The 13,454-nt window shown below is 65.5% G+C and carries 11 protein-coding genes; 7 read left to right on the forward strand and 4 right to left on the reverse strand.

Translation table 11 applies throughout. The features are described from left to right. Positions 1-81 precede the first annotated feature (81 nt). On the forward strand, positions 82-1,008 hold the full coding sequence (locus QO014_RS17900) for an AraC family transcriptional regulator (RefSeq protein ID WP_266350404.1): 927 nt from the start codon (positions 82-84) through the stop codon (positions 1,006-1,008). A gap of 134 nt (positions 1,009-1,142) precedes the next feature. Here QO014_RS17900 and QO014_RS17905 read toward each other — a convergent pair whose 3' ends face one another. After that, entirely contained in the window at positions 1,143-2,975 is a 1,833-nt protein-coding gene (locus QO014_RS17905) for a M3 family oligoendopeptidase (protein WP_266350104.1), read from the reverse strand. A gap of 219 nt (positions 2,976-3,194) precedes the next feature. On the opposite strand from QO014_RS17905, the gene QO014_RS17910 reads away from it, so the two are divergent. From QO014_RS17910 to QO014_RS17920, 3 genes are all read left to right on the forward strand, one after another. Next, entirely contained in the window at positions 3,195-4,703 is a 1,509-nt protein-coding gene (locus QO014_RS17910) for a sigma-54-dependent transcriptional regulator (RefSeq protein ID WP_266350105.1), read from the forward strand. A 126-nt stretch (positions 4,704-4,829) separates the two neighbouring features. Continuing rightward, positions 4,830-6,515 (forward strand): L,D-transpeptidase family protein, encoded by a 1,686-nt coding sequence (locus QO014_RS17915; protein ID WP_266350106.1) that lies wholly within the window; start codon positions 4,830-4,832, stop codon positions 6,513-6,515. A gap of 250 nt (positions 6,516-6,765) precedes the next feature. Next, positions 6,766-8,484: a peptidoglycan L,D-endopeptidase MepK gene (locus QO014_RS17920; RefSeq protein ID WP_266350107.1), complete on the forward strand. Its 1,719-nt coding sequence runs from the start codon at positions 6,766-6,768 to the stop codon at positions 8,482-8,484. Positions 8,485-8,691: 207 nt separating this feature from the next. On the opposite strand, the gene QO014_RS17925 is transcribed toward QO014_RS17920, so the two are convergent. The 3 genes from QO014_RS17925 to QO014_RS17935 all read right to left on the reverse strand — a co-directional run bounded on the left by QO014_RS17925 (position 8,692) and on the right by QO014_RS17935 (position 10,247). After that, entirely contained in the window at positions 8,692-8,958 is a 267-nt protein-coding gene (locus QO014_RS17925; RefSeq protein ID WP_266350108.1) for a DUF2312 domain-containing protein, read from the reverse strand. A gap of 87 nt (positions 8,959-9,045) precedes the next feature. After that, positions 9,046-9,354: a DUF1244 domain-containing protein gene (locus tag QO014_RS17930; RefSeq protein WP_266350109.1), complete on the reverse strand. Its 309-nt coding sequence runs from the start codon at positions 9,352-9,354 to the stop codon at positions 9,046-9,048. A gap of 23 nt (positions 9,355-9,377) precedes the next feature. Continuing rightward, positions 9,378-10,247: an N-formylglutamate amidohydrolase gene (locus tag QO014_RS17935; protein WP_266350110.1), complete on the reverse strand. Its 870-nt coding sequence runs from the start codon at positions 10,245-10,247 to the stop codon at positions 9,378-9,380. Between the two features lie 45 nt (positions 10,248-10,292). Here QO014_RS17935 and QO014_RS17940 point away from each other — a divergent pair, with 45 nt between their 5' ends. Genes QO014_RS17940 through pyk form a run of 3 tightly spaced genes read left to right on the forward strand, consistent with a single transcriptional unit; the run spans position 10,293 to position 13,302 of the window. Beyond that, complete coding sequence (locus QO014_RS17940) at positions 10,293-11,195, forward strand: DMT family transporter (RefSeq protein ID WP_266350111.1); 903 nt, start codon at positions 10,293-10,295, stop codon at positions 11,193-11,195. A gap of 5 nt (positions 11,196-11,200) precedes the next feature. Further along, entirely contained in the window at positions 11,201-11,863 is a 663-nt protein-coding gene (locus tag QO014_RS17945) for a DUF1036 domain-containing protein (RefSeq protein WP_370877169.1), read from the forward strand. Then, entirely contained in the window at positions 11,860-13,302 is a 1,443-nt protein-coding gene (gene pyk / locus QO014_RS17950) for a pyruvate kinase (protein WP_266350112.1), read from the forward strand. The genes QO014_RS17945 and pyk overlap by 4 nt, the downstream gene beginning before the upstream one ends. Positions 13,303-13,454 lie beyond the last annotated feature (152 nt).

Raw genomic sequence — 13,454 nt, forward strand, 5'->3', positions numbered from 1 at the left:
ATCTGCCAACATCCTTGTTGGAGGGGATGGCTTGATCAATAATATCGAGATCCGGGTCTATCGATTGCGTAACCTATGAATATCTTGCCGATTCCTATTTTAGGCGGAGACGCGCCATCCCGGCGCCACACGCTGGCGGCATTGGCGGATCGTCTCGCGCCGCGCCACGGGTATAATCCGACAGCGCTCGGCGGCGTGCGCATTCTCCGCACAGAGGCCGTGCTCCAAGACATCCCGGTCCTCTACAAACCCGGCGCCGTGTTCGTGCTGCGTGGGAGCAAGCGGGGCATTCTCGAAGGCGAGATTTTTCAATACGACGAGGATCACTATCTGGCCGTCTCAGTGCCGGTCCCCTTTCGGATGGATTCGGTCGCCAGCCCGGAACGCCCGCTGATTGCGGTGTATGTCGAATTCGACATGCAATTAGCCGCCGAGATAGCCATGCAATTGGAGCGGCACGCAGAGCTGAAGAGCGACAAGCCACGGGGTCTCGGTTCCAGTCGGATGGATGCCGATATCGAGGATGTGCTTCTACGCCTTCTGAAGTCGCTGGGCAGCCCGGCCGAAATCGGCGTCCTGGGGCCAAGCCTCCTGCGCGAGTTGCACTACCGGATCCTGATCGGTCCGCAAGGCGGCGCGATGATCGCGGCTGTTCGACAGAACGGCACCGCGGGAAAAGTCATACAAAGCGTGGCGTGGCTGCGGGAAAATTATGGCTCTGAAATCTCGATCCTCGACCTGGCCAGAGCGGTCGGCATGAGCGTTCCCTCTTACCACGTCCATTTCAAGGAACTGACGGGCAGCAGTCCGATGCAATATGTGAAGGCGATGCGGCTGCACGAGGCGAGATTGATGATCGCAAGCCAGGAGAAAACGATCGCCGAGGTCGCGACGTCGGTCGGCTATGCGAGCCCGGCCCAGTTCAGCCGGGATTTCAAGCGACATTTCGGGCGCACGGCGTCGGAAGAAGCGAAATGGGTCAGACGCCATCTGGGCGAAATCGCCTGACTCGGTCGCTGGAGCGTCCGCACAGCTGATCGCTATCCCGACGAAACCGGGCATAGCGCCTCGCACCGCACCCCGAATAGAAAAGCCCGGCGCCATGGCGCCGGGCTTTTCTGCATAAGCGAGGATCAGAACCCTCAGGCCTCCATCGCTTCCAGCTCGGAGATGAAGCCTTCCAGCACGGAAAGGCCCTTCTGCCAGAAGGAGGGGTCGGTCGCGTCGAGGCCGAAGGGGGCGAGCAGTTCGGAATGGTGCTTGGTGCCGCCGGCCTTCAGCAGGGCGAAATACTTGTCCTGGAAGCCGCTCTCCGCCTGCCGGTAGACCGCATAGAGCGAGTTCACGAGGCAATCGCCGAAGGCATAGGCATAGACGTAGAACGGCGAGTGGATGAAGTGCGGGATATAGGTCCAGAAGGTCTCGTAGCCGGGGCCGAGGCGGATTGCCGGGCCGAGGCTTTCGGCCTGGACTTCCATCCAGATCGCGTTGAGCCGCTCGGCAGTCAGTTCGCCCGCGCGCCGCTCGACATGCACCTTGCGCTCGAAGGAATAGAAGGCGATCTGGCGCACGACCGTGTTGATCATGTCCTCGACCTTCGAGGCGAGCATCGCCTTGCGCTGGACGGGATCGGTCTGTGCATCGAGCAGCGCGCGGAAGGTCAGCATCTCGCCGAACACGCTGGCCGTCTCGGCGAGCGTCAGCGGCGTCGGCGCCATCAGCGCGCCCTGCGGACCGGCCAGGACCTGGTGCACGCCATGGCCGAGCTCGTGCGCCAGCGTCATCACATCGCGCGTCTTGCCCTGATAGTTGAGCAGCACATAGGGATGCGCCGAGGGCACGGTCGGATGGGCGAAGGCGCCGGGCGACTTGCCGGGGCGCACCGGCGCGTCGATCCAGCCCTTGTCGAAGAAGCGCTGCGCGATCTCGGCCATGTCGGGCGAGAAGCGGCCATAGGCGGAGAGCACGGTATCGCGCGCCTCGGTCCAGGGGATCGTCCGGCTCGGCACCTTGGGCAGCGGCGCATTGCGGTCCCAATGGTTGAGCTCATCCTTGCCGAACCACTTCGCCTTCAACGCGTAATAGCGATGCGACAGGCGCGGATAGGCGGCGCGGACGGCGGCGACCAGCGCATCGACCACTTCCGGTTCGACGCGATTGGCGAGGTGGCGTGACTCGGCCACATCCCTGAAGCCGCGCCAGCGATCAGAGATTTCCTTGTCCTTGGCGAGCGTGTTGGTCACCAGCGTGAACAGGCGCAGGTTTTCCGTGAACGTCGCGGCGAGCGCGTCGGCGGCGGCCTTGCGCTTGGCCTCATCCGGGTCCTGCATCAGGTTCAGCGTCGGCTCGAGCGTCAGCTCCTCGCCGTTCACGTCGAAACGCAGCGACGCCATCGTCTCGTCGAAGAGCCGGTTCCACGCGCCACGCCCGGTGACCGACTTCTCGTGGAAGAGCTGCTCGACGCGATCCTCGAGCTGGTAGGGCTTTTCCTTGCGAACATCCTCGACCCAAGGCCGGTAATGGGCGAGCTTCGGATCATGCGCCATCGCATGCTGCAGCACCGCATCCTCGACGCGGTTCAACTCCAGCGTGAAGAACAAGAGATGCGTGCTCGCATCGGTTATCTTCTGCTGCACGTCGCCATAGAACTTGGCGCCGACCGGGTCGGTCGTGTCGCCGGAATAGACGAGGCCGGCATAGGAGACGATGCGGCCGAGCAGTTCGTCCAACGCCTCATATTCGATGACGACTTCGGCGAGACCGCCGGCGCGGGCAAGGTCCTCGAGTCTCCCCTTCCAGCGCGTCTCGAAGGCGATCGAATCCGCCGCGGCCTTTTCGAGGTCGGCGAGCAGGACCGGCGAATCCATGCCGGGATAGAGATCGGCAAGGTTCCATTCGGGCAGGACCCCCAGCGCCGTATCGGCGGTCTGGGCGGCAGCGGCGGGGGCGTGGGCGGCCGGTGAGGTCGGGGTCATCTGATGAACATCCGCATGAGGAGAAGCGTGCCCTTACTTAAGTGGCGGAACCCATCGCGATCAACCCGCCCCGCACGGCACAAAACAATGCGGGAAGCGCCGGTGTGGGTAAGGCCACATTAACGAAGCTTGTCGATGATGCTCCGAATTGGGACAGTCATGCGGCCGGACGCGCCGCGCCGGCCTCCTGCCCACCTCCGGAATGCCCTGCCCCAGCCGATGTCAGCGCAAATTCTCATTGTCGACGACGATCCGGTGCAGCGGCGCCTGCTGGAGGCGGCCGCGGTGAAGCTCGGCCATTCGGTGGTGACGCTCGACAATGGCCGCGCGGCGATCAACCGCCTCTCCGCCACCGATGGCGATCGCTTCCAGTTGATGATCCTCGATCTCGTCATGCCCGAGCTCGACGGCATGGGTGTGCTGGAGCGCCTGCCACAGATCGGCCGCACCCTCCCCGTCATCGTCCAGACCGCGCATGGCGGCATCGATACGGTGATCGGTGCCATCCGTGCCGGCGCCTGCGACTTTCTCGTCAAGCCGATGTCGCCCGAGCGGATCCAGGTCTCGATCGAGAATGCGCTGAAGCTCTCCGCGCTCGAGGGTGAGCTTGCCCGCGTCAAGCACTCGGTCGCCGGAACGCTCGGCTTTCGCGACATCATCACCGCGAGCCCGACCATGGAGCGCGTGATCCGGCTCGGCCAGCGCGCCGCCGGCTCCACCATCCCGATCCTGATCGAGGGCGAGAGCGGCGTCGGCAAGGAGCTGATCGCGCGCGCCATCCAGGGATCGAGCGATCGCCGCGCCAAGCCTTTCGTCACCGTCAATTGCGGTGCGATCCCCGATCATCTCGTCGAGTCGATCCTGTTCGGCCATGAGAAGGGCGCGTTCACCGGCGCGACCGAGAAGCATATCGGCAAGTTCCAGGAGGCCCATGGCGGCACGCTGTTCCTGGACGAGGTCGGCGAATTGCCGCTCGAAGCGCAAGTCAAGCTGTTGCGCGCGCTGCAGGAGGGCGAGATCGACCCGGTCGGCGGCAAGCGCCCGATCCGCGTCGATATCCGCCTGATCTCGGCCACCAATCGCGACCTGATCGCGCTGGTGAAGGAAGGCCGCTTCCGCGAGGACCTCTATTACCGGCTGAACGTGTTCCCGATCCGCGTGCCGCCGCTGCGCGAGCGGCGCGAGGATATTCCCGAGCTGGTGCGCCATTTCACGGCACGATTCGCCGCCGAGGAAAAGAAGAGCGGCCTGCGGAGCGTGGCGCCGGAGAGCCTGCAACTGCTCACGCGCTACAATTGGCCGGGCAATATCCGGCAGCTCGAAAACGCCGTGTTCCGCGCCGTGGTGCTGGCCGATGGTCTGCAACTGACGGTCGACGAATTCCCGCAGATCGCGGCGCAGGTCGAGGTGGGCGCGACGGGGGGCGAAAGCGCCGGCGCGGCGCCGATGCTGCTGCCCGTCGAGGCGCCGTCGATCAGCCTCGCGACCCACGCACCGCCCATGGCGGGGCCGGCGGCGGGCGAGACATTGATCCGCGCAATCGGCGATCAGGGCGACGTCCGCCCGCTCGCCGATATCGAGGCGGACATGATCCGCCTCGCCATCACCCATTATCGTGGCCGCATGGCAACGGTCGCGCGGAAACTCGGGATCGGGCGTTCAACGCTCTATCGCAAGCTCAAGGAACTCGGCATTGCCGAGCCAGATGAAGATCTCGCGACAGAGTGATCGCGGTCGCTGCGCGGGATACGGAATCGGTGTTGATAAGAGCCGGTGCTTCGGTTGAGGTCGTCAGGGAACAAAACAATTCCCTGAGCCTTGTATGTTCGGGACGTGATTGAAGGTGCGAGCGACATGATCGACAAGGCCGTCATCGACAAGGCCCTGAAGGCTCTCCTGGCAAGCGCGGCGCTGATCGGCCTGTCGGTCGGTTCGGCCCATGCCTATCTGCCGGAAGGCAAGACCTTCCGCGAGCGCGCCGGCAGCGCCGCCAGCCTCACCATGGCCGATGTCGCCAGCGACCCCGCCGCGCAGGCGCTGAAGATCCAGATCGCCACGCCCGAAGGCAAGGAGAGCTTCCTCGAAAAGCGCGATCGCGCCGCCATGGCCGAGTTCTATGCCGAGCGCGATTACCAGCCCGTCTGGCTGGTCGATGGCAAATATACGCCGGCCGCGCTCAAGGTCATGGATCGGATCGCCGCCGCGTCGGAGGATGGGCTCGATCCCGCCGCCTATCATCTGCCGCCGCGCACGATCGGCGCGAGCGTTCCGGCCGGCCCCGATGTTTCGGCCGCGGCCGAGGCGACGCTGAGCCGCGCGCTTCTCCTCTATGCCCGCCAGGCCTATGCCGGCCGCGTCGATCCGGCCTCGCTCGGCAAGCTCGTCACCATCAAGCCGCTGCTGCCCGATCCGATCGAGGTGCTGGGCACCGTCTCGGCATCGGCCGATCCCGTCGCCGCCGTGGCGAGCTTCAACCCGCCGCATCCCGGTTACGCCAAGCTCAGAACCGCGCTCGCCGCCGCTCGCGCGGCGCAGACCGGCCCCGCGCCCACGCCAGTTCCCGATGGCAAGGCGATGAAGCTCGGCATGTCCGATCCGCGCGTGCCGCTGCTGCGCGCCCGCCTCGGTCTGCCCGCGGCCGACGCCGCCGCTGCCGACGCGAACCTCTATGACAACACCGTCGCGGAAGCGGTCGCCAAGTTCCAGGCGGTCAAGGGCCTCAAGGCCGATGGCGTCGCCGGCGGCAACACGCTCGCCTTCCTCAATGGCGAGGGCAAGGACAAGACGGCCGAGATCATCGCCAACATGGAACGCTGGCGCTGGCTGCCGCGCGACCTCGGCGATTTTCACGTCGAGGTGAACATACCGGAGTTCGAGGTCCGCGTTTTCAACGATGGCAAGGTGGTCCACCAGACCCGCGTGGTCACCGGCAAGGTGACGAATCAGACGCCGATCTTCTCCGACGAGATGGAATCCATCGTCGTGAACCCGAGCTGGAACGTCCCCGCCTCGATCACGATGAAGGAAATGCTGCCGGCCATCCGCCGCGATCCGAGCTACCTTTCCCGGCAGGGCTACCAGGTGCTGGCGAGCGTCAACGGCAAGTTCCGGCCGGTCGATCCGGGCATGGTCGACTGGTCGAATGTGAGCGCCGGCAAGATCCAGATCCGCCAGCCGCCGGGCGACGACAACGCGCTCGGCTCGATCAAGTTCCTGTTCCCGAACCAGCACTCGGTCTATCTGCACGACACCCCGTCCAAGAGCCTGTTTTCAAAGGACGTTCGGGCGTTCAGCCATGGCTGCGTCCGCGTGCAGAACCCGCTCGAATTCGCCGATGTGCTGCTCGCCTATGAAGGCGGATGGACCAGCCAGCGGCTCCGGAAAATGATCGGCGGCAAGGAAAGCTGGGTCAATCTGCCCAAGCATATTCCCATCCACCTCGTCTATTTCACCGCCTTCGTCGACGACAATGGCCGGCTCGAAACCCGCCCCGACATCTATGGCTACGAGGCCCGCGTGGAGAAGGCGCTCGGGCTCTAGGAGCCGATAAGAGGTCGACAATTCCGTCATGACATGCGAAACCGCGTCAGGGGCGACCCTGCGCGGTTTCCTTTTTGCCGCTTTAATGCCACGATCGTGATCGATCGTTACCGAGTGAGTTGTGTTGCTGTGCGTCGGATCGACCGTTTGGGTCCAAGAAAAGTCCATTACGGTAAATGCTGATTAACTCTATTGACGCATTCTGCCCTTCACGGGGGAGCCCATTTCCGGGCAAGGACGCAGAACTACGTTGACTGACCAGATCGAACAGATTCAGCGGAATTCGCGGTGGCTGCAGCGTTGCGGTACTGCTTTCCGTCTCGCACTGGCCTCGGCCTTCCTGGCTGGCACGATCCTCGTCACGGCCCCGGCCGGCGATGCCGACGCTGCTGCAGGCGACCGAGCGCTGACCCTCTACAACGTCCACACGCAGGAGACGGCGACGATCGTCTTCAAGCGCAACGGGCGCTACGATTCCTCAGGCCTCCAGAAGCTCAACGTGTTCCTGCGCGACTGGCGCAAGAACGAGCCGACCAAGATGGACCCCCATCTGTTCGATCTGATCTGGCAGGTCTACCAGCAGAGCGGCTCGCGGGTTCCGATCCACGTCGTCTGCGGCTATCGCTCCTCGGGCACCAACGAGATGCTCAGGACGCGCACGCGCTATACCGGCGTCGCCAAGCACAGCCAGCACATGCTCGGCAAGGCGATGGACTTCTATATTCCCGACGTTCCGCTGCCCAAATTGCGCGCCATCGGCCTGCGCATGGAAATTGGTGGTGTCGGCTTCTACCCGACCTCCGGCTCGCCCTTCGTCCATATGGACACCGGCAGCGTGCGGCATTGGCCGAAGATGACGCGCGAACAGCTCGTTCGCATCTTCCCCGATGGCAAGACGATCCACATTCCCTCCGATGGTCGCCCCCTGCCCGGCTACGAGCAGGCGCTTGCCGCCTACAAGGCCCGCAAGGCCAGCGGTGGCGAGATCATGATGGCGAGCGCCTCGACCGGCTCGTCCAAGAAGTCCTGGTTCTCCCGCCTGACCGGTGGTGGCGCTGACGAGGCCGATGACGAGAGCGATGCGCTCCCGAACGTCAAGGCCGCCGATGCCGCCGCGATCGCAGCCGACGAAGATGCTCCGGCCCCGGCCCGCAAGCCCGCCGCTCCGGTGCAGGTTGCTGCCGCCGCCGCGACGGACGACGCTGCCGCAGCCGGTTCCGACACCGCCGATCAGGCCGTTCCGTTTGAGACGGCGACTGCGCCGCTGCCGCGTCCGGCTCCGAACCGTCCGGCCGAACAGCCGGTCGTCGTCGCCGATGCTTCGGCCGACATGGCCGACGACGCTGCCCTGCCGCCCATGCCGCGTCCCTCGCCGGTCGCTCGTCCGATGGTCGCCATGGCCAGCGCTTCGGGCACGGCGCCGGCCTTCGGCAAGGGTGCTTCCAATACGCTGGCCGTGATCGATGGCACGAGCCGCGCCAAGACGGCCGCCGATGCGATTGCGGATGCCGTCGGCGGTTCGAGCGGATCGGCAGCGCCGGTGATGGCCTATGCGCCGGCCGAGCTCGACCAGCCGCATATCGACGCCACGACGGGCGCCCTCGTCGCCGGCCATGCCGCGCGTTCGCAGATGACGGCCCTGCCGTTGCAGACGGCGAGCGGCGCGGAAGACTGGCAGGATCCGCTGGCCCGCCTGACGCCGGTCGGCTACAGCGCCGAGACGATCGAACTGGTGACGCGCACGGGTTCGACCCGCCAGCGGGGCTATGCCGAGCTCGCCATGCCGCATCCCTTCGCGATGCCTGAGCTCTTCGTTGCTCCGGCGCGCTCGATCAAGATCGGATTTGGCCGCATCGCCTATGAGGGCCTGCGCACGGACCGCTTCGCCGGACCGCTCGTCCGCCCGCTCGGCACGATGGAGTTCGCCTCCGTCGCGCCCTACCAGCAGACGGCTTTCCTGAAGCGCTGATCGTCTCGTCGACGGTCAGACACTACGAGAATATGAAAAGGGCTGCAGTGACCTCGGTCACAGCAGCCCTTTTTGATTCCGGATCGTCGGTTCGGACCAGCCTGATGCCGGCTCGGAGCAGAGCACGCTGACGCGAAGGCGCAGCCCCCGCTGCGCCCGTCCCTCCCCTCGCCCGTGGCGACGGTGCAGAACGGGCGTCAGGCGGCCTCAGACCATGCCGAGAGCGTTCTTGTAGAGTTCGAGGATGGCGTCCTGCTCCTCGCGCTCGGAGGCGTCCTGCTTGCGCAGACGGATGATCGTCCGGAGCGCCTTGGTGTCGTAGCCATTGCCCTTGGCTTCGCCATAGACATCCTTGATGTCGTCGGCGATGGCCTTCTTCTCTTCTTCCAGGCGCTCGATCCGCTCGACAATGGATTTGAGCTGAGCGGCGGCGACACCCTGGACGTCGTCATTGGACATGGCGGGATTGGACATAAGGGGTCTTATCCTCGGAAGTTGCGACAAGCTGGGGTGAGTGCCCTTTTCCGCCGCCGGGGTCAAGCGGCGGCAAGGTCGCGCCGATCAGCTATGCGCCGGCTTCTTGGTCTCGAAGGCGGCGTGGGCCTCGGGCGAGGCCTCGCGCTGGTGCAGCCGCCGCCACTCGTCATAGGGCATGCCATAGACCATCTGGCGCGACTCGTCCTTGGAGACCGCGAGGCCCTTGGCCTCCGCCTCTTCGCGATACCAGTTGGAGAGGCAGTTGCGGCAGAAGCCGGCGACATTCATGAGGTCGATGTTCTGGACATCGCTGCGCTCGCGCAGATGCTCGAGCAGGCGGCGAAAGGCGGCCGCTTCGAGTTCGGTCTGCGTCTGCTTGTCGAGTTCGGACATGGTGACAGCCTTTGCGAAAGGGCTCAGGCGACCGGGCCGGTCAGCGAGCCGAAATGTTCGATCCCGTGCGGGCTGGTGCCGAGATCGAGATCGACCAGCACCTTCGCGACCCGCTCGACCCATTCGGCGACGCCGGCTGGATCGGCGATCAGATCCTGCCGCACCTCGAGCAGCGCATGGGCAATGCCGCGCCGTGTCGCGTGGCGGTAGAGCGTGTCGCCTTTGAGCGCACCGAGATAGGGTTCGTTGTCGCCGATCACCATGGCCGGGTCGGCGGCGAGCCCGTCGATCAGGGGCCGGGCAAAGCGCGGGTCGGCGTCCCACAGCACGCCGGCATGCCAGGGGCGCGGCGTGCCGCGCCAGATCGGCGTGAAGGAGTGCACCGAGAGGATGGTCGGCACGCGGCCCGTCGCGAGCCCCGCCTCGATCAGCGACAGCACGGCATCGTCATAGGGCCGGTAGAAGCGCGCAATGCGCCGCTCGCGCTCGGCCGCGTCGATGCGGGCATTGCCCGGCACGACGGCGCCGTCGGAGAGCTTCATGATCAGCGTCGGGTCGTCGAGGCCGCGATTGGGATCGATCAGCAGGCGGGAGAAGCGCGAGAGCGCGGCCGGAATGCCGAAGCGCGCGGCGAGACCGCGCGTCAGCGCCTCCGCGCCGATATCATAGGCGATATGGCGCCCGAATTCGGAGGGCGGCAGCCCGAGCGCGCCATATTCGGGCGGCACGTGATTCGAAGCATGGTCGCACAGCAGGACCAGCCCGCCGGCGGCGTCACCGGGCAGGATTTCGAAGGCTTCGCCGTCCCGCCCGTCGACGGGAGAGCGCGGCGCGGAATGGGTTGCAACGTCGAGCATGTGCGAATGATAGTGACCGACGCCTCTGCCTGCCATAGGAATGTGCGCTCCATCCGCATCACCCTCCGTTCGAGTCCCTGATTGTCGGCCACCTCCCGTCCCTCGCCGGTTTCGGCCGCATCCCTTGCCATTCCCGGCCTTGTTCTCGGCGCCATGGCGATGGGCATCTCGCCGGTCTTCGTGCGCAATGCCGATGTCGGCCCCTATGCGAGCGCGTTCTGGCGCGTCGGCGGCGCGCTCCCCGTGCTGCTCGTCTGGGCGATGATCGAGGCGCGCCGCTCGGGCGCCTCCTTCGCCTCGATCTGGAAGATGGACGGCGCGATCTTTGCCGGCGGCCTGCTGTTCATCGGCGACCTGTTCTTCTGGCATCTCGCGATCATGAAGACGACGGTGGCCAATGCGACCTTCCTCGCCACCATGGCGCCGGTCTGGGTCGTGCTCGGATCGGGCTTCTTCATCGGCGAGAAGGTCGGGCGCCATGTGATTGGCGGCCTCGCGCTCTGCCTCGTCGGCGCCGCCTTCCTGATCGGCATGACGCTGCGCGTCTCGCCGGAACACCTGCTGGGCGACCTCTACGGCATCGCGACCTCGTTCTTCTTCGGCGGCTATTTCCTGGCGGTGCGCGTGGCGCGGCGGCGCTCATCGGCCGCCAAGATCACCTTCCTCGCGACCCTCATCACCGCGATCGGGCTCCTCGCCGTCGCTCTGGTGCTGGAGCCGCGCATCCTGCCCTCGACGGTCGAAAGCGCGGCATCGCTGGCCGCGCTCGCCCTTGTCAGCCATTCCGGCGGGCAGGGCCTGCTAGCCTTTGCGCTCGGCCATCTGCCGGCCGCCTTCTCCGCGCTCGTCATCTTCCTCGAGGCGATCGCGGCGGCGGTTTTCGGCTGGCTCTTCCTCGGCGAGGCCGTCTCCTGGGCGCAGGCGCTCGGCGGCGCGCTCATCCTCGGCGGGATTTATATCGCACGTCCAAAAAAAGAGGGGTGAACGGGATGGACCTCGGTCATGATGCCGCCGCCTTTGTTGCGAACATCCCTTTCATGCGAAAGACCGATTCCGTCCCGCCGAGCCGCCCTGCCATGACATCCCGCCCCCATGCTCATGCCGGCGTCGATGCCGATGCCACGTTGACAGCGCGAAAAGCTGAGGCCCATAAAGCGCCCAACAGCTCCAATCGGTTGACGACCGCGTTAATGCATCCGACCTGGTTTCGACATGGACCGTCAGCGGTCGCCCTGCTCTGCTCCTTCTTTCTGATCGCTTTCTGCCTCTATGCCGGTCCGGCCAAGGCCGACCTCCGGCTCTGCAACAAAACGCCTAGCCGCGTCGGTGTCTCGATCGGCTACAAAGACAAGAAAATCTGGACTACCGAGGGTTGGTGGAACGTCCCGGTCAACGGTTGCGAGACGCTCGTCAGCGGCACGCTCGTCTCGCGCTACTATTACGTCTACGCGGTCGATTACGACCATGGCGGCGAGTGGAGCGGGAAATACGTCATGTGTACGAAAGACAAGATGTTTACGATCGAAGGGACGGAGGATTGCGTGGCCCGCGGCTATAATCGCTCCGGTTTCTTCGAAGTCGATACAGGCGAACAACAAAGCTGGACGATCCAGCTCAACGAACCAGCCCAGCAAGGAGCTAAAAACCCATGAGACGGTCGCGCAAAGTCAAAATCCTCGCGACGCTCGGGCCGGCTTCATCCGACAAGGCGACCATCACCGCGCTTTTCAACGCGGGCGCAGACGTCTTCCGGATCAACATGAGCCATACGGCGCATGACAAGCTCAACGATCTGGTCCGGATCATCCGTGAAATCGAGAGCGATGTCGGTCGGCCGATCGGCATCCTCGCCGACCTGCAGGGCCCCAAGCTCCGGCTCGGCACCTTCGCCGACAAGGCCGTCGAGATCACGGTCGGTCAGGCCTTCGTGCTCGATTCCGATCCGACCCCCGGCACCGCCGGTCGCGTCTTTCTGCCGCACCCGGAAATCCTGGAAGCGCTCGAGCCCGGCCATCGCCTGCTGATCGACGACGGCAAGGTTCGCCTGCGCGTCGTCTCCAGCGACGGCAAGACCGCGCTCACCACCGTCGAAGTCGGCACCAAGCTCTCCGATCGCAAGGGCGTCAGCGTCCCGGATTCGACGATTCGGACCGGCGCGCTGACCGAGAAGGACCGCGCCGATCTGGATGCGGCCCTTCAGGCCAAGGTCGACTGGATCGCGCTCTCCTTCGTGCAGCGTCCCGACGACGTCGCCGAAGTGCGCAAGATCGCCGCCGGCCGCGCCGGCGTCATGTCGAAGATCGAGAAGCCGCAGGCCGTGCAGCGCCTCGCCGAGATCATCGAGATCTCGGACGCGCTGATGGTCGCCCGCGGCGATCTCGGCGTCGAGATGCCGCTCGAGCAGGTTCCCGGCATCCAGAAGCAGATCACGCGCGCCGCCCGCCGCGCCGGCAAGCCGGTCGTCGTCGCGACGCAGATGCTCGAATCGATGATCACCGCGCCGGTTCCCACCCGCGCCGAGGTCTCCGACGTCGCCACCGCCGTCTATGAAGGCGCCGACGCCGTCATGCTCTCGGCCGAATCGGCCGCCGGCGCATTCCCGATCGAAGCCGTCGCGATGATGGATACGATCGCGACCGAGGTCGAGCGCGACATCAACCACAAGAACATCATGCATGCGCAGCGCACCGAGCCGGAAGCGACCGGCGCGGATGCGATCTCGGCTGCGGCCCGCCAGATCGCGGAGACGCTGAACCTCGCCGCGATCTGCTGCTATACGGCCTCGGGCTCCACGGGCCTGCGCGCCGCGCGCGAACGGCCGAAGACGCCGATCATCGCACTCTCGCCGATCGTCAACACGGCCCGCCGTCTTTCGATCGTCTGGGGCCTGCACTGCGTCGTCAGCGAGGATGCCTATAACCTCGACGACATGGTCAACCGCGCCTGCTACATCGCCAATCGCGAAGGTTTCGCGCAGCCGGGCGACCGGATCATCATCACCGCCGGCGTGCCGCTGCGCACCCCCGGCGCGACCAACATGATCCGCATCGCCTTCGTCGGCACCGGCAGCGAAGGCACCCCGGGCGCGTAAGCGATCCCGGCACCGGCACAGAGACCCTGAGGCGGCCAAGCGGGCCGCCTCTTTCATTTTGGGGATGGCGGCGCGTCACGCCATGCGGCGGCACAGCGCTGAGCGGGCCGCGCACGGCTTCGAATGATCGGGAAATGACATTGATTGCGGAT

The organism is Kaistia dalseonensis, assembly GCF_030814715.1.
Lineage (GTDB): Bacteria > Pseudomonadota > Alphaproteobacteria > Rhizobiales > Kaistiaceae > Kaistia > Kaistia dalseonensis.

What these genes read in the sequence shown, in the direction of transcription:
- QO014_RS17905 (WP_266350104.1), bottom strand. Translation starts at nt 2,975, where the DNA reads ATGACCCCGACCTCACCGGCCGCCCACGCCCCCGCCGCTGCCGCCCAG.
- QO014_RS17910 (WP_266350105.1), top strand. Translation starts at nt 3,195, where the DNA reads ATGTCAGCGCAAATTCTCATTGTCGACGACGATCCGGTGCAGCGGCGC.
- QO014_RS17915 (WP_266350106.1), top strand. Translation starts at nt 4,830, where the DNA reads ATGATCGACAAGGCCGTCATCGACAAGGCCCTGAAGGCTCTCCTGGCA.
- QO014_RS17925 (WP_266350108.1), bottom strand. Translation starts at nt 8,958, where the DNA reads ATGTCCAATCCCGCCATGTCCAATGACGACGTCCAGGGTGTCGCCGCC.
- QO014_RS17930 (WP_266350109.1), bottom strand. Translation starts at nt 9,354, where the DNA reads ATGTCCGAACTCGACAAGCAGACGCAGACCGAACTCGAAGCGGCCGCC.
- QO014_RS17935 (WP_266350110.1), bottom strand. Translation starts at nt 10,247, where the DNA reads ATGGCAGGCAGAGGCGTCGGTCACTATCATTCGCACATGCTCGACGTT.
- QO014_RS17945 (WP_370877169.1), top strand. Translation starts at nt 11,201, where the DNA reads ATGGACCTCGGTCATGATGCCGCCGCCTTTGTTGCGAACATCCCTTTC.
- pyk (WP_266350112.1), top strand. Translation starts at nt 11,860, where the DNA reads ATGAGACGGTCGCGCAAAGTCAAAATCCTCGCGACGCTCGGGCCGGCT.